The sequence below is a fragment of the Pseudomonas sp. URIL14HWK12:I12 genome (assembly GCF_003097135.1).
GTDB lineage: Bacteria > Pseudomonadota > Gammaproteobacteria > Pseudomonadales > Pseudomonadaceae > Aquipseudomonas.
Genome location: NZ_QEQL01000005.1, coordinates 89,435 through 113,640 on the forward strand (window position 1 = coordinate 89,435; position 24,206 = coordinate 113,640).

The following is a 24,206-nucleotide window of genomic DNA, read 5'->3' on the forward strand; positions in this document are numbered from 1 at the left end:
TCCTTGAAGGTGCGGGCTCAGTTGATGCGATAGCGGCGGCGCAGGCCGCGCAAACCGTAGCTGATCCACGGCCAGAGCAAAGCGCTGACCACCGCCGGCCAGAGCAGCGCAAGGGTGGGCTGGCGATTGCCGGTCAGCGCACTGAGCCATAGCTGCGCCAGCTGGGTGACGCCCAGCACCACGAAGACCGTGAGGCATTGCTGCCACATGTGGAACATGCGCAACCGCGGCGCCAGCGACAGGATCAGAAAGGCCGTAAGGGTCAGGATCAGGGCGTTCTGCCCCAGCAATGTGCCGTAGAGCACATCCTGGGCAAGGCCCAGGAAGAATGCCGACACCAGCCCGACCTTCTCGGGCAGGGTCAGGCACCAGTAGGCAAGCAGCACCGCGACCCACAGCGGCCGCAGAATCTCCATGAACTGCGGCAAGGGCGAGACGCTGAGCAACAGGCCGACCATGAAACTGAACCAGACGATCCAGCCGTGATTACGGCGGCGGGTAGCGACCATCAGCGGTGTTCTCCTGTAGCGGGCGCCCCGGTTGCGGGCGCGGCGGCTGGCCGCGACTGGCGCGGCGTCGAAGCTGGATGGCTGCTTCCCGAGCGAGCGCCCTGGGCCGGCTTGGCCGCTGCGCCAGGCGATGCAGTAGGGCCGGGCGCAGCCGCGGCCGGTGGCGCGGAGCCAGTCGGGGCTGCCGCTCCCGCTGCAGGTGCCGTTGCAGGGGCGGCTGCTTCCTGGGCTTCGCCTGCCGCTGCGGCACGCTCCTCCGGGGTACGGCTGTCGCTGAACACCAACAGCACGTAACGGCTGCGGTTCAGCGCCGCGGTCGGCACCGCACGCACCACCGCGAACGGCTGGCCGGGGTCGTGAATCACTTCCTTGACCGTGGCCACGGGATAGCCGGCCGGAAAGCGCTGGCCGAGGCCGGAGCTGACCAGCAGGTCGCCTTCCTTGATGTCGGCGGTGTCGGCGACATGGCGCAGCTCCAGCCGCTCCGGGTTGCCGGTCCCGCTGGCGATGGCACGCAGCCCATTGCGGTTGACCTGCACCGGAATGCTGTGGGTGCTGTCAGTGAGCAGCAGCACGCGCGCGGTGTAGGGCATCAGCTCGACCACCTGGCCCATCAGCCCCCGTGCATCGAGCACTGGCTGGCCGAGAAACACCCCATCTCGCTCGCCCTTGTTGATCAGGATGCGCTGGGTGAAGGGGTTTGGGTCCATGCCGATCAGCTCGGCGACCTCGACCTTTTCATTGACCAGCGCCGAGGAGTTGAGCAGCTCACGCAGGCGAACGTTCTGCTCGGTAAGGGCGGCCAGCTTCTGCAGGCGCCCCTGCAACAGCAGGGCTTCGGTCTTGAGCTTTTCGTTCTCCGCGATCAGCTCGGTGCGGCTGCCGAACTGGCTGGCCACTGCCTGCCAGGTGCGGCCAGGCAAATCGGTGAGCCAATAGGATTGCATCAGCACCAGCGACATCTGGTTGCGTACGGGCTTGAGCAGGGTGAAACGCGCGTCGACCACCATCAAGGCAACGGACAACACGGCCAGCACCAGCAGGCGGATGCCCAGCGAAGGGCCTTTGCTGAACAGCGGTTTAATGATCCGCTCCTTTCGGGCAGATGGACGGGCAGTGGTTCATGGGAAAACCGAATGGCACGGGGAGTCGGCATACAGGTAGCACCCCTGGGTGCCGCCTGTAAACCGCCATGGTTGGCTCACTCGCTGGAGAGCAGATCCATGGTGTGCTTGTCCATCATTTCCAGCGCACGGCCACCGCCACGGGCGACGCAGGTGAGCGGGTCTTCGGCGACGATCACCGGGAGGCCGGTCTCTTGCGCCAGCAGCTTGTCGAGGTCGCGCAGCAGCGCGCCGCCCCCGGTGAGCACCAGGCCGCGCTCGGCGATGTCGGACGCCAGCTCGGGCGGCGATTGCTCCAGCGCGCTCTTGACGGCCTGAACGATGGTCGCCAGGGATTCCTGCAGCGCTTCGAGCACTTCGTTGGAGTTGAGCGTGAACGCGCGCGGCACACCTTCGGCCAGGTTGCGGCCGCGTACGTCGACTTCTCGCACTTCGCCGCCCGGGTAGGCGGTGCCGATTTCCTGCTTGATGCGCTCGGCGGTGGATTCGCCGATCAGGCTGCCGTAGTTGCGGCGCACGTAAGTGACGATGGCCTCATCGAAACGATCACCCCCCACCCGGACGGACTCGGCGTAGACCACCCCGTTCAGGGAAATCAGGGCGATTTCGGTGGTGCCGCCGCCGATGTCTACGACCATCGAACCGCGGGCTTCCTCGACGGGCAGCCCGGCGCCGATGGCAGCCGCCATGGGCTCCTCGATCAGAAACACTTCGCGCGCACCGGCACCCAGCGCCGATTCACGGATGGCACGGCGCTCGACCTGGGTGGACTTGCATGGCACGCAGATCAGCACCCGAGGGCTGGGCTGCAGAAAGCTGTTCTCGTGCACCTTGTTGATGAAGTACTGGAGCATTTTTTCGCAAACGCTGAAGTCGGCGATCACGCCGTCCTTCATCGGACGAATGGCGGCAATGTTGCCCGGAGTACGGCCGAGCATGCGCTTGGCGTCGGTACCGACGGCCACTACGCTCTTCTGGTTGCCATGGGTACGAATGGCGACCACGGAGGGTTCATTCAGGACAATACCGCGCTCACGCACGTAGATAAGGGTGTTGGCTGTACCCAGGTCGATAGAGAGATCGCTGGAAAACATGCCACGCAGTTTCTTGAACATGGAAAGATGACCCTGGCAACGCGTGGGTAAAAAAGTGGCGCAAACTCTAACAACGGCGGGGATTTTGGGCAAGGCGCCAATATGTTAAATTGGCTGTTTTCCCGGCCACGCCACCACATGAACGAGGCCATGTGACCGCGTGATCGGGAGCGTGTTCCCCGGCGCGGAACGAATCCGCCGCCCTTGATCGAGGATCCCCAATGGCGCTCGAGCGCAGCGACGTGGAAAAAATCGCCCATCTGGCCCGCCTGGGCCTGAACGAGGCCGACCTCCCCAGCACCATCGATGCATTGAACAGCATCCTGGGCCTGGTCGACCAGATGCAGGCCGTCGACACGCAAGGCATCGCCCCCCTGGCGCACCCGCTGGAAGCCTTCCAGCGCCTGCGCGCCGACCAGGTAACCGAACATAACCAGCGCGAGGCCTACCAGGCCGTCGCCCCGGCCACCGAGAGTGGCCTTTACCTGGTCCCCAAAGTCATCGACTAAGGAAAAGAGCCTGTCATGCACGAACTGACCCTCGCCCAGGTCGCCAAAGGCCTGGCCGACAAAGCCTTTTCCGCCGAGGAACTGGCGCAAACGCTGCTCGCCCGTATCGCCCAGCGCGATGGCGAGCTCAACAGCTTCATCACCGTCACCCCTGAACTGGCGCTCGAGCAGGCCCGCGCAGCGGACGCCCGCCGGGCTGCTGGCGAAACCGGCGCGTTGCTGGGTGCACCGATCGCCCACAAAGATCTGTTCTGCACCCAAGGCGTGCTCACCACCTGCGCCTCGCGCATGCTGGCCAACTTTCAGGCACCCTATAACGCCACCGTGGTAGAGAAGCTCGCCGCGGCCGGCACCGTGACCCTGGGCAAGGCCAACATGGACGAGTTCGCCATGGGCTCGGCCAACGAGAACAGCCACTTCGGCCCGGTGCGCAACCCTTGGCACACCGACCACGTGCCAGGCGGCTCGTCCGGCGGCTCGGCAGCGGCAGTGGCCGCGCGCCTGGTGCCGGCGGCCACTGGCACCGACACCGGCGGCTCCATCCGCCAGCCAGCGGCCTTCACCAACCTCACCGGCCTCAAGCCTACCTACGGCCGCGTGTCACGCTGGGGCATGATCGCCTATGCCTCCAGCCTCGACCAGGGCGGCCCGCTGGCACGCAGCGCCGAAGACTGCGCAATGCTGCTGCAGGCGATGGCCGGCTTCGACCCCAAAGACTCCACCAGCATCGATGAACCGGTGCCCGACTACAGCGCAAGCCTCAACGCTCCGCTGGAAGGCCTGCGCATCGGCCTGCCGAAGGAGTACTTCGGCGCAGGGCTCGACCCGCGCCTGGGCGATGCGGTGCAAGCGGCCGCCGACGAGCTGCGCAAGCTTGGGGCGCAGGTCCGCGAGATCAGCCTGCCCAACCTGGGCCACGCGATCCCGGCCTACTACGTCATCGCCCCGGCCGAGGCGTCCTCGAACCTGTCGCGCTTCGACGGCGTGCGCTTCGGCTACCGCTGCGAAAGCCCGGTCGACCTCACCGATCTTTACAAACGCTCCCGCGGCGAGGGCTTCGGCCCCGAGGTGCAGCGGCGCATCATGGTGGGCACTTATGCCCTCTCGGCGGGTTACTACGACGCCTACTACATCAAGGCGCAGCAGATCCGCCGGCTGATCAAGAACGACTTCATGGCGGCCTTCAAGGAGGTCGACGTGATCCTTGGCCCGACCACGCCGAACCCAGCCTGGAAGCTGGGCGCCAAGAATGCCGACCCGACGGCAGCGTACCTGGAAGACTTCTACACCATCACCGCCAACATGGCCGGCCTGCCGGGGCTTTCGATGCCTGCAGGTTTCGTCGACGGCATGCCGGTGGGCGTGCAACTGCTGGCCCCCTACTTCCAGGAAGGGCGGCTGCTCAATATCGCGCACCGCTACCAGCAGGTCACCGACTGGCACAGCCGGTCGCCGGAAGGGTTCTGAGGAGAGACATACATGCAATGGGAAGTCGTGATCGGGCTGGAGATTCATACCCAGCTGGCCACCGCGTCGAAGATCTTCTCCGGAAGCGCCACCACCTTCGGCTCCGAGCCCAACACCCAGGCCAGCCTGGTCGACCTGGGCATGCCCGGCGTGCTGCCGGTGCTCAATGCCGAGGCCGTGCGCATGGCCGTGATGTTCGGCCTGGCGGTGAATGCTGAAATCGGGCAGCGTAACGTGTTCGCACGCAAGAACTACTTCTACCCCGACCTGCCCAAAGGCTACCAGATCAGCCAGATGGACCACCCGATCGTGGGCAAGGGCTATCTGGACATCACCCTGGAAGACGGCACCATCAAGCGGGTGGGCATCACCCGCGCGCACCTGGAAGAAGACGCCGGCAAGAGCCTGCACGAAGACTTCAACGGCGCCTCGGGCATTGACCTCAACCGTGCCGGCACCCCGCTGCTGGAGATCGTCTCCGAGCCAGACATGCGCAGCGCCAAGGAAGCCGTGGCCTACGTCAAGGCCATTCACGCCCTGGTGCGCTACCTGGGTATCTGCGACGGCAACATGGCCGAAGGCTCACTGCGCTGCGACTGCAACGTTTCGGTACGGCCCAAGGGCCAGGCCGAGTTCGGCACGCGCTGCGAGATCAAGAACGTCAACTCGTTCCGCTTCATCGAAAAAGCCATCAACCACGAGATCCAGCGCCAGATCGAACTGATCGAGGACGGCGGCAAGGTGGTGCAGGAAACGCGCCTGTACGACCCCAACAAGGACGTCACTCGCTCCATGCGCAGCAAGGAAGAAGCCAACGACTACCGCTACTTCCCCGACCCCGACCTGCTGCCGGTAGTGGTTGAGAGCGCCTTCATCGAAACCGTGCGCGCCGGCTTGCCGGAGCTGCCCCCGCAGAAGGTCGAGCGTTTCCAGAGCCAGTATGGCCTTTCGCAATACGACGCCTCGGTGCTTGCTTCCAGCCGTGAACAGGCCGACTACTTCGAAACGGTGGCCAGCGCCGGTGGCGATGCCAAGCTGGCGGCCAACTGGGTGATGGTCGAACTGGGCAGCCTGCTCAACAAGCTGGGCCTGGAGATCGAGCAGTCGCCGGTCAGCGCCGAGCATCTGGGCGGGATGATTCAGCGCATCCGTGACAACACCATCTCCGGCAAGATCGCCAAGATGGTGTTCGAAGCGATGGCCGCCGGCGAAGGCTCTGCCGATCAGATCATCGAAGCCAAGGGCCTCAAGCAGGTCACCGACAGTGGCGCCATCGAGGCGATGCTTGATGAAGTGCTGGCTGCCAATGCTGCCCAGGTCGAGCAGTACCGCGCCGCCGACGAGGCCAAGCGCGGCAAGATGTTCGGCTTCTTCGTGGGCCAGGCCATGAAAGCCTCCAAAGGCAAGGCCAACCCCGGGCAGGTGAACGAACTGCTCAAGCGCAAGCTCGAAGGCTGACCCTGACCTGCGCCCGCCACTTCCGGCGGGCGCTCCACACTCCAAGGACACTGCCATGTGGCGCTCATTCGCCTTGGCCCTGGGCCTGATGTTGCTGGGCGGCTGCGCCCTGATGAACGAGGCCGAGCCTCCGATCGATCCTCACGGCTATGACGAGCAAGGCACAGCTTCCTATTATGGCGCCCGACACCAAGGCAAGCGCACCGCCAGCGGCGAGCGTTTCGACCAGAATGCCCTGACCGCTGCACACCGCCGGCTGCCCTTCGGCAGCAAAGTGCTGGTCACCAACCTTGCCAACCAGAAAACAGTGGTGGTACGCATCAACGACCGCGGCCCGCACACCCGTGGCCGTTTGATCGACGTTTCCCGAGCGGCCGCCGAGCAGCTGGGTATGATCGGCAGCGGCACGGCACGCGTGCGCGTGCAAGACCTCGACGACTGAAGGAGCGCTGCCATTTTCGACCTGGCCACCCTCCCCGCCTTGAGCCTGATCCAGTGGGCCATCGGCCTGGCACTGATGCTGCTGGGCGCAGAATGCATGGTGCGTGCGGCGGTGGGCCTGGCGCATCGGCTGAACATGCGGCCAGTGCGCCTTGGGCTGACCGTAGTAGCGCTCAGCAGCAGCGCCCCACAGATGGCCATCGCACTGCGTGCCAGCACTCAGGGCGCCGGCGATTTGGCCTTGGGCAGCCTGTTCGGGGGGTTGATTTTCAGCGTGCTGGGGACGCTGGGCCTGTGCGCGCTGATCTCGCCATTGCGCGTGTCTCGGCCCGTGGTGCTGCACGACCTGCCTGCCATGCTGCTGGCCGCCTTGCTGGTATACGCCCTTTGCCTCAACGAAAGCCTGGGCCCGCTCGAAGGTGGGCTGCTGATCGCTGGGCTGGCGCTGTGGCTTTGGCGCCTGTTGGGCCAGGCAAGGCGCCATGGCCGCAGTTGGTCGCGCCAAGGCCGGCCCCGCTCCCTGGCATTGCCCGCAGGGTTGGCGGTGGCGGGCTTGGCCGCGACGGCTCTGGGCAGCCGCTGGCTGATCGGCGCAACCCTGGACGTGGCCACAGACCTGGGCCTGTCGGAACGCATCATGGGGCTTACCGCCGTGGCCATCTGCGCCTCGCTGCCGGAACTGGCCATGTCGTTGATCGCCCTACTGCGCGGGGAGCGCGACCTGGCGGTGGGCAACGTGATCGGCAGCAATCTGTTCAACCTGCTAGGCGTGCTGGGGTTCGTCATATTGGCCAGCCCCGAGCCGCTGTCGGTGTCGCCCAACGCGCTGGCGTTCGAGCTGCCGGTGATGGTAGGGGTGGCCTTGCTGGCAATGCCGCTGTTTTACGCCGGCTACCGTGTGTCGCGGCTCGAAGGGCTGGTTCTGCTGATGCTCTATGCCGTGTTTGGCCTTCATCTGCTCAGCTTTACCTTCGGCATGCCGCTGGCAACGCGGTTGGAGCACTGGCTGCTGCCCGCGCTATCTCTACTGGCGGCCGTGGTGGCCTTCAGGGCTTGGCGCAGCTGGCGCCGCCGCCACTAGGGGCCTGGGTCAGATCAGCCCGAGACCCTGCAGGATGAAAATACCAAGGTTGGTGGTCACCGCCGCCGCTACCGTAGTAATCACCACAATCGCCGCGGCTAACGGGTAGTTACCACCGGCCGCTCGCACCATCACATAGCTGACCGACGCCGTGGGTGCGCCGAAGTACAAGAACAAAATCCCCAGATCAGCCCCGCGAAAACCGCACAGCCAGGCGCCGAAGGTGCCTACCAACGGCAACCAGACCATCTTGCCCACGCTGGCTTCCACCGCCGTCGCGCTACTCTCGCGCAACGCCGCAAGCGACAGGCTGCCGCCAATGCAGATCAACCCCAACGGAAGGCTCATCTGCGCCAGGCTCTGCCCCGACTGCTCCAGCCACGCCGGCAGGCGCAAGCCGCTCATCGCGAAGGCAATAGCCGCCAGCACGCTGATGATCAGGGGGTTGCGAAGGATATTGAGCGACACGCTGCGCGGGTCAGACTTCATCCCTGGCGTATATACCGAGAGCACTATCACCGAGAGCGCGTTGTAGCAAACGATCACCAACCCGGCCAGGATCGACCCCAGAGAAATACCGTAAGCACCGTACATGCTCGCCGCGAGCGCCAGGCCAATCACCCCGTTGTTGCCCCGGAACGCCCCTTGCACGAATACGCCTCGGTCGGCATGAGGTACACGCCATACCGCATAGCGCCAGATCAGTACGAAGCTGAGCACGGTCGCCAGTGTGAAATACAGCACGATGCCAGGCTTGAACGAGGTTTCGAAATCAGCGTGAACGATGCCGAGAAACAGCAGGCAGGGCATGGTGAGGTTGAACACGAGCGCCGAGGTGACGCGAATGAAACCATCGTCGATCCAGCCGACCCGCTTGAGCACCCACCCCAGCACCAGCATGGAAAATACCGGCAAGGTAATGTTCAGGGTCTGCAGGAAAAGCGCGAGCATTCGGGAAAGGTCCGTCGACTGATATCAACCCCATCATAAACGAGGCGGCGCGCTCGTGGCGCGCCGGGCCCATGCCTGATGGGCGCAAGGGGGAATCAGGCACCCGCGCCGCCGTTAGCGGCGCAGGTGACAAGGCCTTATTGCGGGCCGAGCTTGTGCATCAACGCGGCGAGCATTTCGATTTCCTCGCCGGTCAGATCGGTCAGCGGGGTACGCACCGGGCCGGCATCGTAGCCCGCAATCTTGGCGCCGGCCTTGACGATACTGACCGCGTAGCCTGGCTTGCGATTACGGATGTCCAGGTACGGCAGGAAGAACTCATCGATGAGCTTGCCGACGGTGGCGTGGTCGTCCTTGGCAACGGCATGGTAGAAGTCCATCGCGGTCTTGGGGATGAAGTTGAACACTGCCGAAGAGTACACAGGCACGCCCAGTGCTTTGTAGGCAGCGGCATAGACCTCTGCAGTGGGCAGCCCCCCCAGGTAGCTGAAGCGTTCGCCCAGGCGGCGACGAATGCTCACCATGGTTTCGATATCGCCCAGGCCATCCTTGTAGCCGATCAGGTTCGGGCAGCGCTCGGCCAGTTGCTCCAGCAGCGGAGCATTAAGCCGGCAAACGTTGCGGTTATACACGATCACGCCGATGTTGACCGACTTGCACACCGCCTCCACGTGAGCGGCCACGCCATCCTGCGCGGCTTCGGTCAGGTAGTGCGGCAACAGCAGCAGGCCCTTGGCCCCCAAACGCTCGGCCTCTTGGGCGTAAGCGATGGCCTGGCGGGTCGACCCACCGACGCCGGCCAGGATCGGAACGCTGGTGGCGCAGGTGTCTACAGCGGTCTTGATGATCGCAGAGTATTCATCGGCCGCGAGGGAAAAGAACTCACCGGTGCCGCCGGCGGCGAACAGGGCGCTGGCGCCGTAGGGAGCGAGCCATTCCAGGCGGTTGATATAGCCTTTGGGGTCGAATTCACCCTGGGCATCGAAATCGGTTACCGGGAAGGACAGCAGACCGGCGGAGAGGATGGACTTGAGTTCTTGTGGAGTCATTGTAGGAACACCCTGCGTGCACTGAATGTGGAATACGGCATCGGGGCATTGCCACACGATGTTGTTAGTCATCGTACAACCACATTTGGGGCTTTGCAACCGTATTCCACAATGCGCACCGCCGGGCAGGCGGCCATGCGCCCAAGGGCCGCTAAGGCGCCTGCCATAGGGAGGGGAGTCAGCTCAGCCCGGTGCTCGGCGCTGCTTCTTCGTGCGCCTGGCGCAACCGCTCGCGGCTGTTGGTCAGGTGAAGGCGCATCGCTGCCCGCGCGGCGTCTGCATCCTGGCGAGCGATGGCATCGAAGATCTCCTCGTGCTCACGGCTCAGGCGCTTCATGTAGTGCTGCTGGTCATCGTGTGCCAAGCGAGCCGAGTTCAGGCGCGTACGCGGGATGATGCTGGTGCCCAGGTGGGTCATGATGTCGGTGAAGTACCGATTGCCCGTGGCCAGGGCAATGCGCAGGTGGAACTGGAAGTCGGAGGCCACTGCGTCCAGCGAATGGGCTGCACCTTCATTGAGGGCGTCGAGCGCTTCGCGAATCTGGGCCAGTTGCTCGGGCGTGCGGCGCGTGGCAGCCAGGCCTGCCGACTCCACCTCGAGGCTGATCCGCAATTCCAGCACCGCTAGCACGTCACGCAGCGTGACGATGGTCGCCGGGTCGATGCGGAAACCGCTCGGGCTGGGCGTGTCGAGCACGAAGGTGCCGATGCCGTGGCGGGTTTCGACCTGCCCTGCCGCTTGCAAGCGGGAGATGGCCTCACGTACCACGGTGCGGCTCACGCCCTGCTCTTCCATGATGGCGGACTCGGTAGGCAGCTTGTCGCCCCGCTTGAGCTCACCGCTGCGGATCCGCTCGGAGAGCACGGCGACCAGCTCCTGGGCCAGGCTGCGGGGCTTTTTGCGGGCGCGTGGAAGAGCGCTCTGATTATCCATGACGTGCATCGAACTCGGGCCAATGATCAGGCCGCATCATAGCGCATCCCATGGGCCCGGGCATGCCTCATTGCGCCAGCAACCGGCCCTCGCCGATCCTCATCAGGCGCGGGTGGAACCGCTTGAGGGTGCTGCGATGGCCGACACTGACGATCCCGACCCCGGGCAAACGCTCGATCAGTAGCTCGTAGAGCAGCGCCTCATCTTCTTCGTCCATGGCCGAAGTGGCCTCGTCCATGAACAGCCAGCGCGGCCGGTAGAGCAAAGCACGGGCGAAGGCCAGGCGCTGCTGCTCGCCCGGCGAGAGCAGGCGCTGCCAATGCTCGCTGTCATCCAGCCGCCCGGTAAGGTGGTCGAGCCGGCAACTGCGCAACGCTTCGGCCAGGGCCTGGTCGGTATAGGCTGTGGCGGGCGCGGGATAGCTGAGCGACTCGCGCAGCGGGCCGATCGGCAGGTAGGGCTTTTGCGGCAGGAACAGGTAGCGCTCCCCCGGCAGCACGATCCGGCCGGCGCCGTCGGGCCAGAGCCGGCCCATCGCGCGCAGCAGCGAGCTTTTGCCGCTGCCCGACGGGCCACTGAGCATCAACCGTTCACCGGGGGCCAACTGTAGCGACGCCCCGCTGACCAGCTGGCGCCCATCGGCTAGGTTCAGCGCCACGTCATTCAGGGCCAGCGCACTGCCCTGCTGCACCACTTCCACCGCCTGGGGGCGGGTTTCGTTGGCAGCCATGTCGTCGTGAAAGCCGAGCAAGCGGTCACAGGTGGCACGCCAGCTGGCCAGCGAGGTATACGCCGAGATGAACCAGCTCATGCTCTCCTGCACGTTGCCGAAAGCCGAGCTGATCTGCATCAGCTCCCCTAGCTCGATCTTGCCGGCGAAATAACGCGGTGCTGCCAGTGCAAGCGGCAGGATCACTGCCAACTGGTCGTAGCCGGAAGTGAAGTAGGTCAGGCGCTTCTGCACACGCATCGTCTGCCAGAAATTTTCCCATACCGCACCGAAGCGGGCACTCAAGCGGCGGTGCTCATCCGGCTCGCCGTTGGACAGAGCAATACTTTCGGCGTTTTCGCGAATGCGCACCATCGAGAATCGCAGATTGGCCTCGTAGCGTTGCTGCAGATTGGACAATGGGATCAAGCGGCGGCCGATAATGTGGGTCAGCCAGCTGCCCACCCCGGCATAGGCCAACGCCACCCAGAACATGTACCCAGGCACATCGAAGCCAGCAACCTGCGCACTGCCCGATACCCCCCACAGAATCACCGAGAACGACACCAGGCTCACGATGGTCCTGACGAAGCCCAGGCCCAGGCTCAGGGTATCGCTGGTGAAACTATTGATGTCTTCGCTGATGCGCTGGTCGGGGTTGTCCAGGTAGGTTGCAGTTTCGAGCTGATAGTAGTTCTTGTGCCCTAACCACCGGGCGAAGTGCTGCTCGGTCAGCCAACGCCGCCAGTGGATGGTCAGCATCTGCGTCAGGTAGAGCCGGTACACCGCCGCCAAAATCGCCACCATGGCGATGACGGTGAAATGCGCGATCAGCGTGCCGAAGGCGCTGAAATCCTTTTTCTCCAGAGCGTTGTAGAAGTCGCGGTACCAGCCGTTGAACCACACCGAGACCGCTACGCTGAACAGCGACAGGCCCAGCACGGCGATGAGCAGCGTCCACGCCTTGCGCTTTTCTTCGCTGCGCCAGTAGGGCACGGCGAGGCGCCATACGCGTTTTAGGAAGTTTCCGGCAGGCACACGAAGGCCCACTGCATTATCTGTGTTCGATGTCATGTTCAGGCTCGCTGGCCGGCCGGCACCGACCGCTTTGGGGCGTTGCCGGCGGCAGATAGGGATTAGCGGCGTACCGGCCGCTTCTGCAATTTGCGCTGCAAGGTGCGCCGGTGCATGCCCAGGGCGCGTGCAGTGGCAGAAATATTGCCTTCATGCTCGCCCAGCACACGCTGGATGTGCTCCCACTGCAGGCGGTCGACCGACATGGGGTTGTCTGGCACCAGGGTGTCGAGGTCGGCGTGGTCGGACATCAATGCCGCCAGCACGTCATCGGCGTCGGCCGGCTTGCACAGGTAGTTGCGCGCGCCGCGCTTGATCGCCTCGACCGCAGTGGCGATGCTCGAATACCCGGTGAGCAGCACGACGCGCATTTCCGGGTCCAGCGCCAGCAACTTGGGCAGCAGCACCAGGCCTGAGTCGCCTTCCATTTTCAGGTCCAGTGCGGCGTAGTCGGGCAAATCCTGCTGGGCCAGGGCCAAGCCTTCCTCGGCCGAGCTGGCCGTGCTCACGCGCAGGCCGCGGCGAGCCATGGCACGGGCCATCACGCGGGTGAAGGTGGTGTCATCGTCCACCAGCAGCAGGTGCGGCAGGTCTTCGCCTTCGGTGTGCGGGATGTCGTCTGTCATTCAAGCCTCCTGAGGCTGCACGGGCAGGCGCAGTTCGGTAAGGGTGCCGCCCTGCTCGTGACGGTAGAGTTTGACCGAGCCACCAGCGCGCGTGACGCTGGCCTTGCTCAAAAACAGGCCAAGGCCGAAGCCCTTGCCCTTGGTCGTGAAGAAAGGTTTGCCGATTTGCTCGGCAATAGCTAGGGGGACACCCGCACCGTGGTCGCGAATTCGGATGAAGATGTTTTCATCGTCCCAGTCTACGCTGGCGAGCAGATCGTCCGGGCAGGCGTCGGCTGCATTGTTGAGCAGGTTGAGCAGTGCCTGGGTCAAGTCCGGCGGCGGCGCGATCTGGGGGATATCACCGGCGCCTGTCACCTCGGCCCTGTAGGTTACCTCGGGGCGCATCAGGTGCCAGCGATTGCAGGTCTCATCCAGCCAGGCCGTCACCGGCCGGGCAGTCACGTCCAGCCGGCGGTTGGCCTCAGCGGCCCGCACCAACTGCTGCAAGGTCTGCTTGCACTGCTGCACCTGCTCCTGGAGCAGGGCCAGGTCTTCTTGCAGGGCCGGGTCGCGGTGCTCCTGGCGCATCTCCTTGAGCAACACGCTCATGGTCGCCAACGGCGTGCCGAGCTCATGTGCCGCACCGGCCGCCTCGGTTGCCACCGCCAGCAATTGCTGGTCCCTAAGGCCCTCTTCACGGCGCTGCGCGCGCCATTGTTCCTGGCGCCGCAGCTCCTCGGCCATACGCGCGGCAAAGAATGTAATCACCCCCGCCGCCAGCGCGATGCTCATCCACATGCCATAGACCTGCATGTTCTCCCGCGCCACCGGGTAGGTTTCCAGGGGGTAGAACCGCAGCAGCAGAAAGGTGTAGCTGACCAACGCCAGGCCCGAGAGGGCCAGCGAATACACCCACGGCAGGGTGACCGCCGCAATGGTGAGGGGCACCAGGTAATAGGAAACGAACGGGTTGGTCGAGCCGCCGGAGTAGTAGAGCAGCACGCTGTGGATGAGCAGGTCGCAGCCCAGTTGCACGGCGTATTCGAACTCGGTCACCGGCAGCGGCAGGCGCAGGCGCGCAGCAGTGAGCGCACAGAGCACAGCGGAAAACGCCAGGGTGATCACCAGTGCCAACCAGGGCAGCGGCAACAAGTGTGTCAACCAGGCAAAGCCGACCGAGCCTGCCTGCGCAGCCAGCACCAGGATACGAATCAACGTTAGCCGCCAGAGGTTCTGGCGGCTGGCGGACAACGGTGGCAATGCCGCGAACATGCGCGCTCCAGGCTGTCAAAGGGAAGCGGCAAGTATACCCAATGCCAGCCAGAGGCTGACAAAACTGCGGCAAAGCACCACAGTGGTGCCCACCGGTATTTCCAGAACAAGGAGTTTCAAATGCTCACGCATCGTTATCGCCCTGCCCTGCTGTTGGCCGCCGGCCTGTTGCTCTCGCCCCTGGCAGGTGCAGAAGCGCTGAACTACAACCAGGTCTCGCTGCGCGCCGAAGCCACCCGCGAGGTGCCGCGAGACCTGATGAACGTGACGCTCTATACCGAGGATCAAGGCCGTGACCCTGCGCAACTGGCCAAGGGCGTGAGCGAAACCCTTAACAAGGCACTGGCGCAGGCACGCGCCGTAGAGGGTGTGACCGTACGCGTGGGCACCCGCCAGAGCTACCCGGTGTACGACGATAAGGGCCAGAAGATCACCGCCTGGCGTGAGCGTGCCGAGTTGCGCCTTGAAAGCCAGGATTTTCCTGCTCTTTCCAAGCTCACAGGTGAGCTGCAGCAGAGCCTGAAGTTGAGCGGTATGAGTTTCGATATCGCGCATGCCACGCGCAAGGAAAACGAAGATGCATTGCTCAAAGAGGCCGTCGCAGACTTCAAGGCCCGGGCGCAGCACGTGGCTGAGGCGATGGGAGGCACCGGTTATCGCGTGGTGAGCCTGAACCTGGACAGCGACGGGCAGGTCCGTTTCCCGGTGGCGCCGGCCCCCATGATGATGAAGGCAGCCCGCGCCGATAGCGCACCGGTCACTCCCGACGTGGAAGCCGGCACCACCGAAGTGCAGATAAACGCCAGTGGCGTCATTGAAGTGCAGATGCCCTGAGAACCTGCCAGCGGTGCCGAAACTAACATCGGCACCCTCTTGGCCGCCGAGCGCCTACACTGTGCCAGAAGGTTCGAAAACGAACATAGGCGCCTACTATCGACCGGGGTAAGTTACATCGATGCGACATTCTAGTACTTGCGTACAACAATTTGCGAAAAGTCTTACACTCTGACGTTGCACCGGGTATGGCGCCTGCATAAGTATCGGAGGGGCGCTCACAAGGCCGCCCTCTTTCGAAGAAGACAACAATGAGGCCACCATGCTCAAAGCTGCTGTGATTCCTTTCGTCGTTAGTGCTGGTTTGCTCGCTTTATCTCCTCTGGCACAGGCCGCTTCCAACCTGGTTTATTGCTCGGAGGGCAGCCCGGCTGGCTTCGACCCGGGCCAGTACACCACCGGCACCGACTTCGACGCCTCGGCTGAGACCGTCTTCAATCGGCTGACACAGTTCGAGCGCGGCGGCACCACGGTCATCCCAGGCCTGGCGACCAGCTGGGACGTTTCCGACGATGGGCTGACCTACACGTTTCACCTGCGCGAAGGCGTGAAGTTCCACACCACCGATTACTTCAAGCCCACGCGCGAATTCAACGCCGATGACGTGCTGTTCACGTTCAATCGCATGCTCGACCCGAACATGCCGTTTCGCAAGGCTTACCCCACCGAGTTCCCCTATTTCACCGACATGGGGATGAACGACAACATCAAGAAGGTCGAGAAAGTCGACGATCACACCGTGCGCTTCCAGCTTGGCACCGTGGATGCAGCGTTCATCCAGAACCTGGCGATGAGCTTTGCCTCGATCCAGTCCGCCGAGTACGCCGCCAAGCTGCTCAAGGAAGGCAAACCCGAGCTGATCAACCAGCAGCCGATCGGCACAGGGCCGTTCGTGTTCAGCCGCTATCAGAAAGACGCCCAGATTCGCTACAAGGGCAACAAGGATTACTGGAACCCTTCGGATGTGAAGATCGACAACCTGATCTTCGCCATCACCACCGACGCCTCGGTGCGCGCACAGAAGCTCAAGCGCAACGAATGCCAGGTGACCGCCTACCCGCGGCCGGCCGACATCAAGCCGCTTGAGGCCGACAAGGCCCTGCAGATGCCCAACCAGCCTGGCTTCAACCTGGGCTACATCTCCTACAACGTTACCCATAAGCCGCTTGATGACCTGCGCGTGCGCCAGGCCCTGGACATGGCGGTCGACAAGAAGCGCATCATCGAGGCCGTTTACCAAGGTGCAGGCCAGCTTGCCGTCAACGCCATGCCGCCAACCCAGTGGTCCTACGACAAATCCATCAAAGACGCGCCCTTTGACCCCGAAAAGGCCAAAGCCCTGCTCAAGCAAGCAGGTGTGAAGGAAGGGACCGAGATCCAGCTGTGGGCGATGCCTGTGCAGCGCCCCTATAACCCGAACGCACGCCTGATGGCCGAGATGCTGCAATCGGACTGGAAAAAGATTGGCATCAATGCGCGGATCGTCAGCTATGAATGGGGCGAATACATCAAGCGCGCCAAGGCCGGCGAAACCGATGCCATGTTGATCGGTTGGAGCGGTGACAACGGCGACCCCGATAACTGGCTGGGCACGCTGTTCGGCTGCGATGCGGTCAACGGCAACAACTTTGCCAAGTTCTGCAACCAGGACTACGACAAGTTGATCAAGGCCGCCAAGGCCACGCCCAAGCAGGCCGATCGCATCCCGCTGTACGAAAAGGCCCAGCAGTTGCTCAAGCAGCAAGTCCCCTACACCCCTATCGCCCACTCGACGGTCTATCAGCCCATGAGTGACAAGGTGGAAGGCTTCAAGATCAGCCCCTTGGGCCTGAACTCCTTCTACGGCGTCGGTATCAAGGACTGAACCCTCCCGAACGCTGACCGACTGAGCGGGTACCCCTGAACAGGGGTGCCTCGGCTCAGCCGTGCCCACGCATTGAATTCCCGACAGGGCCTCAGAGCTTTGCGGGCAAGCTTTTGCCAAAAAAATGCCTTCGTCGCACAACGAAGGCTGCAACACCCGGTGCGCACACGCCGGTACACAACGAGAAAGAAAAACAGGAGCAACACCCATGCAGATGTCCACCCGTACGCTTCTGGCGCTGGCCATTGCCGGCACCAGCGGCCCTGCCCTGGCCGATTCCGCCAGCCAGGCGTTCGTTCCCACACAGCTCAAGAGCAGCAGTGCCCAGGCCGAAGCCACCGGCTTCGTTGCTGGCCAATCGCTAAGCGGCTCGACCAAGAACTTCTTCGCCCAGGAGCGCACCAAGCGCGACACGCGCTTCTCGATCCAGAAGAAGGACGGTACGACCGAATCCACCAGCCTGCGTGAAACCTGGACCCAGGGCACCATCGTCAATTACACCTCGGGGTTCACCCAGGGCACCCTGGGGCTCGCGGCGCAGGTAGCGGCCTACAATGAGGTGGCCCTGCAGCAGAACCACGACCGCATCGCCGGCGGCGGCAACCGCACCCTGACCCACGCCGACGGCGACGCCGTGGGCCAGTGGAGCAAACTGGGCCTGGCCAACCTGCAGGCGCGAGTGTCTAACACCACCATCACTGCCGGGCGGCAGAACATGAACACGCCGATGATCGCCACCATCGGCAACCGCGCCCTGCCCTCAAGCTTCGAAGGCCTGAGCGTGCACAGCGCCGAGTTCAACAACCTGAGCTTCGATGCCGGCACCTTCGACCGCGTGTCACCGCGTACCGAGCAGAGCCTGACGCGTTTTGTGTCCGAATACGGCAACCGTGCCGTGTCGACCGATCACGTCAGCACCGCCGGCGTGACCTACAAGCCTATGGAAAGCCTGGAAACCAGTTTCTACGCCACTCAGGCGAAAGATTTCTGGAACCAGTACTACTTCGGCCTGACCCACGACCTGGGCGACCCCAACTCGCTGGCGCTCAACACCGCGTTCAATTACTACAAGACCCGCGACGAGGGCTCGGCCAAACTGGGTGCAATCGACAACGACACCTACAGCCTGGCATTGACCCTCACCCACGGCGCCCACAGCGTGATGGTCGGCTGGCAACAGGTCGACGGTAACGAATACTTCGACTACCTGCACGAAACCAACGGCATCTTCCTGGCCAACTCACTGCTGTCGGACTTCAACGGCCCGAACGAGAAATCCCTGCAGTTCGGCTACCTGCTGAACATGGCCGAGTACGGCGTTCCGGGGCTCAAATTCAACGTATACACCGCACGTGGCTGGGGCATCGACGGCACCCACTACACCGGCACAGGCTATGGCAACCTTAGCAACCTCGATGGCGAGACCCACTACGAGTATGGTTTCGGCACTGCATACACCCTCCAAAGCGGTGCCCTCAAGGGCTCCAGCGTGCGCGCCACCTACACCGCGCACCGCGCCTCGGCCAACCAGGCCGATGGCAGCCTGAACGAGCTGCGGGTGGTGACCACCGTGCCGTTCAACATCCTGTAAACCCGTAGGCCACCACCGTTGTCCAAACGGTGGTGGCCACACCTGTTGTTGCCAGAAGAGGGCCTACGATGAATACGCAAGCACTGCGCGCCGCGCTCGCCGCGACGCTGTTGGGCCTATGCGCCACGGCCACCGCCAAACCGCTGGTGGTGTGCACCGAAGCCAGCCCGGAAGGTTTCGACATCGTTCAGTACACTGCGGCCACCACCGCTGATGCTTCCGCCGAGACCGTGTTCAACCGCCTGGTGACGTTCAAGCCGGGTACCACCGATATCGCGCCGTCATTGGCCGAGCGTTGGGACATCAGCGAAGACGGCAAGCGCTACACCTTCCACCTGCGACCTGGGGTGAAGTTTCATACCACTGAGTATTTCAAACCCACCCGCACCCTGAACGCCGACGACGTAGTGTTCAGTTTCCAACGTCAGCTGGACCCTAAGCACCCTTGGCACGCCCAATCGACGATGGGTTATCCCTATTTCGAGGCGATGGGCTTCAAAGACCTGCTCGAGCGTGTCGAGAAGGTCGACGACATGACCGTCACGTTTTACCTGACTCGCCCCGAAGCGCCTTTCATTCGGGACCTGGCCATGGGCTTCACGTCCATCTATTCGGCAGAATACGCCGACCAACTGCTGAAGGCTGGCACCCCTGGAAAGCTCAATGCCCAGCCGATCGGCACCGGCCCGTTCATTTTCAGCCGCTACGCCAAGGATGCCCAGGTTCGGTTTCGTGCCAACCCCGACTACTTCGCTGGCAAGCCACCTGCCGACCCGCTGGTCTTTGCGATCACCGTAGACGCCAACACCCGACTGCAAAAACTGCGTGCCAATGAGTGCCAGGTGATGGTTTATCCCAAGCCTGACGACATCAAGGCCATCGAGGCGGACCCTGCGCTGAAGGTGCAGCAAATGGAGGCCTTGCTGGTCAGCTACGTCGCGATGAACACCGAGCACAAGTGGCTCAAGGACGTGCGCGTTCGCCAGGCTATCCAGATGGCGCTGGACAAACCCCTTCTGGTGCGCACACTGTTCGGCGACGGCAACGCAGTGGTGGGCACCGGCCCGTACCCTTCCACGCTGCTGGGCTTCAACCAGCAGGTCAAGGACCTTCCCCATGACCCGGCCAAAGCCCGCGCCTTGCTGCAAGAAGCTGGCGTGCCGGAAGGCACCACGTTCACCGTATTCACCCGCAACGGCGGCGGCCCTACCAACCCCAACCCGGGGTTGTCGGCGCAGTTGTTGCAGGCGGACCTGGCCAAGGTAGGCCTTAAAGCCGACATTCGCACCATGGAATGGGGTGAGATGGTCAGGGCCATCAAGCTGGGGCAGCACGACCTGACCTTCTATGGTTGGGCCGGCGACAACGGCGACCCCGACAACTTCATCACCCCCAACCTGAGCTGCGATGCCGCGCGCAGCGGCGAAAACGCCGCGCGCTGGTGCGACAAGGGCTTCGACGCCCTGATCGCCCAGGCCCGTGCCGAAACCGACCCGAGCAAACGGGCGGCGCTCTATGAGCAGGCACAGGTGATTTTCAACCAGCAACAACCATGGCTGAGCCTGGCCTATCCCAAGCTCTTCGTGGCTATGCGCAAGAACGTCGAGGGCTACACGATCAGCCCCTTGACCAATAACAACTTCGCCACCACCCAGGTGAAGTAAATGATCGCCCGGCCCGCGTTACGTGCACGTGGGACCGGGCGCCGATGAGGTAGCCTGAACCATGTTGAGCTTCATTGCCCGCCGAGTGGGGTTGTTGATCCCCACCTTTTTCGGCATCACTCTGTTGACGTTTGCACTGATTCGCATGATCCCGGGAGATCCGGTGGAAGTGATGATGGGCGAGCGGCGCGTCGACCCTGAGATGCACGCCCAGGCCATGGAGCGGCTGGGGCTGAACAAGCCGTTGTATCTGCAGTATTTCGATTACATCGGCCAGCTCGCCCACGGCAACCTGGGAGAGTCGCTGCGCACCCGCACCAGCGTGTGGCACGAATTCCTCAACCTGTTCCCCGCTACGCTCGAGCTTTCGCTGGCAGCTCTGCTGTTTGCCGGCGTGTTCGGCCTGCTTGCCGGGGTGATCGCCGCGCTCAAGCGTGGCTCGCTGTTCGACCACGGGGTGATGGGCATTTCCCTGGCCGGCTATTCGATGCCGATCTTCTGGTGGGGCCTGATCCTGATCATGTTCTTTTCGGTGAGCCTGGGCTGGACACCGGTGTCCGGCCGCATCGACCTGCTCTACGATATCCAGCCCCATACCGGCTTCATGCTCATCGACACGCTCTACAGCGAAGATGAGGGCGCCTGGCTGGATGCGCTCAAGCACCTGATCCTGCCTTCGATCGTGCTGGGGACCATCCCGCTGGCGGTCATCGCGCGCATGACTCGCTCCTCGATGCTGGAAGTGCTGCGTGAGGATTACATCCGTACCGCACGGGCCAAGGGCCTGTCGCCGGCCCGCGTGGTGTTCATCCATGGCCTGCGCAATGCGCTGATCCCGGTACTGACGGTGTTTGGCCTGCAGGTCGGCACCCTGCTCGCCGGCGCCGTGCTGACCGAAACGATCTTTTCCTGGCCGGGCATCGGCAAATGGCTGATCGAGGCCATCGGCGCCCGCGACTACCCCGTGGTGCAAAACGGCATCCTGCTGATCGCCTGCCTGGTGATCCTGGTCAACTTCGTGGTGGACATCCTCTACGGCCTGGCCAACCCACGCATCCGTCATCAGCGCTGAGGGCCCTGACATGAAAACTCAAACACCGGCCACCGCGCTGGACCAAAGCCTGCTCTACCCCTCGCCACTGAAGGAATTCTGGCAGGCGTTCTCACGCAACAAAGGCGCCGTCGCTGGCCTTGCGTTCATCCTGCTGATCGTGTTCTGCGCGTTGTTTGCGCCTTGGGTCGCCCCCCATGACCCCAGCGAGCAATTTCGCGATGCCCTGCTCACCCCGCCATCGTGGTTGGAGGGTGGCCAGCTGACCTATCTGCTCGGGACCGACGAGCTGGGCCGCGACCTACTCTCGCGGTTGATCCATGGCGCGCGCCTGTCGCTGCTGATCGGCCTTTCGTCGGTGGTGATGTCGTTGATTCCCGGCATCCTTCTGGGCTTGCTGGCAGGGTTCTTCCCACGCTTGATGGGCCCGGCGATCACTCGCTTGATGGACGTGATGCTGGCCTTGCCTTCGCTGCTACTGGCCGTGGCGATCGTCGCCATCCTCGGCCCTGGCCTGATCAACACCGTCATCGCCATCGCCGTGGTCTCGCTGCCCTCCTACGTGCGGCTGACCCGCGCGGCGGTGATGGGCGAGCTGCATCGCGACTACGTGACCGCCGCACGGCTGGCCGGCGCCAGCCTGCCGCGGCTGATGTTCATCACCGTGCTGCCCAACTGCATGGCGCCGCTGATCGTGCAGGCTTCGCTGAGCTTCTCTTCCGCGATTCTGGACGCCGCGGCGCTGGGCTTTCTCGGCTTGGGCGTGCAACCGCCGACTCCGGAGTGGGGCACCATGCTGGCCTCGGCCCGCGACTACATTGAGCGCGCCTGGTGGGTAGTGAGCCTGCCGGGCCTGACCATCCTGCTCAGCGTGCTGGCAATCAACCTGATGGGTGATGGCCTGCGCGATGCGCTGGACCCGAAACTCAAGAACGCGCTCTGAGGAGAACCACCATGGCATTACTGGAAATCAAGAACCTCAGCGTGCGTTTCGGTGACAAGAACGCGGTGCCCGTGGTCGACGGCCTGAGCCTGTCGGTCGAGCGGGGCGAAGTGCTGGCTATCGTGGGGGAATCCGGCTCCGGGAAATCGGTGACCATGATGGCGCTGATGGGCCTGATCGACGCCCCCGGCATCATCACCGCCGACTCTGTGCAGTTCGACGGCAACGACATGCAGCGCCTGAGCAAGCGCCAGCGCCGCCGTGTAGTCGGCAAAGACCTGGCCATGGTGTTCCAGGACCCGATGACGGCTCTGAACCCCAGCTACACCGTGGGCTACCAGATCGAGGAAGTGCTGCGCACTCACCTCGGCCTCAAGGGCAAGGCTGCGCGCCAGCGCGCCCTGGAGCTGCTCAAGAAAGTGGAAATCCCGGCACCGGAAAGCCGCCTGGATGCCTACCCCCATCAGCTCTCCGGAGGCATGAGCCAACGGGTGGCCATCGCCATGGCCATCGCGGCCGAGCCCAAGCTGTTGATCGCCGACGAACCGACCACGGCGCTGGACGTGACGATTCAGGCGCAGATCATGGACCTGCTGTTGAACCTGCAAAAAGAGCAGGGCATGACTTTGATCCTGATCACCCACGACCTGGCGGTGGTGGCTGAAACCGCGCAGCGGGTATGCGTGATGTATGCAGGGCAGGCGGTGGAGCTGGGCCAGGTGCCACAACTGTTCGATGAGCCTGCGCACCCTTACAGCGAAGCATTGCTGGCAGCGATCCCTGAACACAGCAACGATGCCGAGCGCCTGGCGACCCTGCCGGGCATGGTGCCGGGCCGCTACGATCGCCCGCAGGGCTGCCTGCTCTCCCCGCGGTGCCCCTATGCCCAGCCGGACTGCCACACCCAACGGCCGGCGCTGGATGCGAAACGCCAGAGCCTGGCCCGTTGCTTTTATCCGCTTAACCAGGAGGTGGCGTGATGAGCGTCGTTCTCAGCGCGCGTGAACTGACGCGCCACTACGAAGTTTCCACAGGGCTGTTCAAGCCCCATGCCCTGGTACGGGCGCTCAATGGGGTGTCGTTCGAACTGCATGCCGGCAAGACACTGGCCGTGGTGGGCGAATCGGGCTGTGGCAAGTCCACCTTGGCCCGCGCGCTAACCCTGATCGAAGAGCCGACTGCCGGCTCGCTGCAGATCGCCGGCACCGAGGTCACCGGCGCCAGCAAGGCCCAGCGCAAGCAGCTGCGCCGTGAAGTGCAGATGGTGTTCCAAAGCCCTTACGCCTCGCTCAACCCGCGGCAGAAGGTCGGCGACCAGTTGGCCGAGCCGTTGCTGATCAACACCAGCCTGTCGCGCACCGAGCGCCGCGCAAAGGTCCAGGCGATGATGCAGCAGGTGGGCCTGCGGCCGGAGCACTACCACCGCTACCCGCACATGTTCTCCGGCGGCCAGCGCCAACGCATAGCACTCGCCCGGGCGATGATGTTGCAACCTAAGGTGCTGGTGGCCGATGAACCCACCTCCGCGCTGGACGTATCGATCCAGGCGCAGGTGCTGAACCTGTTCATGGACCTGCAGGCGCAGTACCAGACCGGGTACGTGTTCATTTCGCACAACCTGGCCGTGGTGCGGCACGTGGCAGACGACGTGTTGGTGATGTACCTGGGCCGCCCGGCGGAAATGGGGCCCAAGGAAGACATCTATGCCAACCCGTTGCACCCCTACACCCGCGCCCTGCTCTCGGCCACGCCGACGCTCAAGCCCAACCCCGACAAGCCAAAGATCAAAATTGCCGGTGAATTGCCCAACCCACTCAACCCGCCCTCAGGCTGCGCCTTTCACAAGCGCTGCCCCTATGCGACCGAGCGCTGCTCGGCCGAGGAGCCGGCGTTCCGGCAGGTAGGAACGCGGCAAGTGGCTTGCCACTACGCGGAACAGTTCGTCTAGGCATCGCTAACTGCCAGCACAAAGCAAAAGC

General features: G+C 63.6%; 22 protein-coding genes. 13 read left to right on the plus strand and 9 right to left on the minus strand.

Going from position 1 to position 24,206, the window contains the following annotated elements; all coding sequences use genetic code 11:
- Positions 1-17: 17 nt before the first annotated feature.
- The 3 genes from mreD to mreB all read right to left on the minus strand — a co-directional run bounded on the left by mreD (position 18) and on the right by mreB (position 2,748).
- Positions 18-509, minus strand: a complete 492-nt coding sequence (mreD, locus tag F474_RS15640) for a rod shape-determining protein MreD (RefSeq protein ID WP_097086073.1) — start codon at positions 507-509, stop codon at positions 18-20.
- Positions 509-1,585: a rod shape-determining protein MreC gene (mreC, locus tag F474_RS15645; RefSeq protein WP_097086071.1), complete on the minus strand. Its 1,077-nt coding sequence runs from the start codon at positions 1,583-1,585 to the stop codon at positions 509-511. Before mreC ends, mreD begins: the two co-directional genes overlap by 1 nt.
- A 125-nt stretch (positions 1,586-1,710) precedes the next feature.
- Positions 1,711-2,748 carry a rod shape-determining protein MreB gene (mreB, locus tag F474_RS15650; protein ID WP_097086069.1) on the minus strand — a complete coding sequence of 346 codons (1,038 nt, stop codon included), beginning with the start codon at positions 2,746-2,748 and terminating at the stop codon, positions 1,711-1,713.
- 200 nt (positions 2,749-2,948) lie between these two features.
- Between mreB and gatC the strand changes: the two genes are divergently transcribed.
- Genes gatC through F474_RS15675 form a run of 5 tightly spaced genes read left to right on the plus strand, consistent with a single transcriptional unit; the run spans position 2,949 to position 7,683 of the window.
- Positions 2,949-3,236 carry an Asp-tRNA(Asn)/Glu-tRNA(Gln) amidotransferase subunit GatC gene (gatC, locus tag F474_RS15655; RefSeq protein ID WP_097086067.1) on the plus strand — a complete coding sequence of 96 codons (288 nt, stop codon included), beginning with the start codon at positions 2,949-2,951 and terminating at the stop codon, positions 3,234-3,236.
- 15 nt (positions 3,237-3,251) lie between these two features.
- Complete coding sequence (gene gatA / locus F474_RS15660) at positions 3,252-4,703, plus strand: Asp-tRNA(Asn)/Glu-tRNA(Gln) amidotransferase subunit GatA (protein ID WP_097086065.1); 1,452 nt, start codon at positions 3,252-3,254, stop codon at positions 4,701-4,703.
- Between the two features lie 12 nt (positions 4,704-4,715).
- Complete coding sequence (gatB, locus tag F474_RS15665; RefSeq protein WP_097086063.1) at positions 4,716-6,161, plus strand: Asp-tRNA(Asn)/Glu-tRNA(Gln) amidotransferase subunit GatB; 1,446 nt, start codon at positions 4,716-4,718, stop codon at positions 6,159-6,161.
- Positions 6,162-6,216: 55 nt separating this feature from the next.
- Positions 6,217-6,603: a septal ring lytic transglycosylase RlpA family protein gene (locus F474_RS15670; protein WP_097086061.1), complete on the plus strand. Its 387-nt coding sequence runs from the start codon at positions 6,217-6,219 to the stop codon at positions 6,601-6,603.
- 45 nt (positions 6,604-6,648) lie between these two features.
- Positions 6,649-7,683, plus strand: coding sequence for a calcium/sodium antiporter (locus F474_RS15675; protein WP_097086193.1), 1,035 nt, complete (start codon positions 6,649-6,651; stop codon positions 7,681-7,683).
- 9 nt (positions 7,684-7,692) lie between these two features.
- Here the strand turns inward: F474_RS15675 and F474_RS15680 are convergent, their stop codons facing one another.
- From F474_RS15680 to F474_RS15705, 6 genes are all read right to left on the minus strand, one after another.
- Positions 7,693-8,634, minus strand: coding sequence for an AEC family transporter (locus tag F474_RS15680; RefSeq protein ID WP_097086059.1), 942 nt, complete (start codon positions 8,632-8,634; stop codon positions 7,693-7,695).
- Positions 8,635-8,771: 137 nt separating this feature from the next.
- Positions 8,772-9,683 (minus strand): 5-dehydro-4-deoxyglucarate dehydratase, encoded by a 912-nt coding sequence (gene kdgD, locus F474_RS15685; RefSeq protein WP_097086190.1) that lies wholly within the window; start codon positions 9,681-9,683, stop codon positions 8,772-8,774.
- A gap of 178 nt (positions 9,684-9,861) precedes the next feature.
- Entirely contained in the window at positions 9,862-10,617 is a 756-nt protein-coding gene (locus F474_RS15690) for a FadR/GntR family transcriptional regulator (protein ID WP_097086057.1), read from the minus strand.
- A 67-nt stretch (positions 10,618-10,684) separates the two neighbouring features.
- Entirely contained in the window at positions 10,685-12,400 is a 1,716-nt protein-coding gene (locus tag F474_RS15695) for an ABC transporter ATP-binding protein/permease (RefSeq protein ID WP_097086055.1), read from the minus strand.
- 62 nt (positions 12,401-12,462) lie between these two features.
- Entirely contained in the window at positions 12,463-13,026 is a 564-nt protein-coding gene (locus F474_RS15700) for a response regulator transcription factor (protein WP_097086053.1), read from the minus strand.
- Positions 13,027-14,280: an ATP-binding protein gene (locus tag F474_RS15705; RefSeq protein WP_097086051.1), complete on the minus strand. Its 1,254-nt coding sequence runs from the start codon at positions 14,278-14,280 to the stop codon at positions 13,027-13,029.
- A gap of 120 nt (positions 14,281-14,400) precedes the next feature.
- Here F474_RS15705 and F474_RS15710 point away from each other — a divergent pair, with 120 nt between their 5' ends.
- From F474_RS15710 to F474_RS15745, 8 genes are all read left to right on the plus strand, one after another.
- Positions 14,401-15,114 (plus strand): SIMPL domain-containing protein, encoded by a 714-nt coding sequence (locus F474_RS15710; protein ID WP_097086049.1) that lies wholly within the window; start codon positions 14,401-14,403, stop codon positions 15,112-15,114.
- A 262-nt stretch (positions 15,115-15,376) separates the two neighbouring features.
- Entirely contained in the window at positions 15,377-16,978 is a 1,602-nt protein-coding gene (locus tag F474_RS15715) for an ABC transporter substrate-binding protein (protein WP_097086047.1), read from the plus strand.
- 208 nt (positions 16,979-17,186) lie between these two features.
- A complete protein-coding gene (locus tag F474_RS15720; RefSeq protein ID WP_097086045.1) occupies positions 17,187-18,569 on the plus strand; it encodes an OprD family porin in 1,383 nt (460 codons plus the stop codon).
- Between the two features lie 68 nt (positions 18,570-18,637).
- Positions 18,638-20,233, plus strand: coding sequence for an ABC transporter substrate-binding protein (locus F474_RS15725; protein ID WP_097086043.1), 1,596 nt, complete (start codon positions 18,638-18,640; stop codon positions 20,231-20,233).
- Between the two features lie 61 nt (positions 20,234-20,294).
- On the plus strand, positions 20,295-21,305 hold the full coding sequence (locus F474_RS15730; RefSeq protein ID WP_097086041.1) for an ABC transporter permease subunit: 1,011 nt from the start codon (positions 20,295-20,297) through the stop codon (positions 21,303-21,305).
- A 10-nt stretch (positions 21,306-21,315) separates the two neighbouring features.
- Entirely contained in the window at positions 21,316-22,227 is a 912-nt protein-coding gene (locus F474_RS15735; protein ID WP_097086039.1) for an ABC transporter permease subunit, read from the plus strand.
- Between the two features lie 11 nt (positions 22,228-22,238).
- Entirely contained in the window at positions 22,239-23,207 is a 969-nt protein-coding gene (locus F474_RS15740; protein ID WP_097086037.1) for an ABC transporter ATP-binding protein, read from the plus strand.
- Positions 23,207-24,175, plus strand: a complete 969-nt coding sequence (locus tag F474_RS15745; RefSeq protein ID WP_097086034.1) for a peptide ABC transporter ATP-binding protein — start codon at positions 23,207-23,209, stop codon at positions 24,173-24,175. The genes F474_RS15740 and F474_RS15745 overlap by 1 nt, the downstream gene beginning before the upstream one ends.
- The last annotated feature ends 31 nt before the right edge of the window (positions 24,176-24,206 follow it).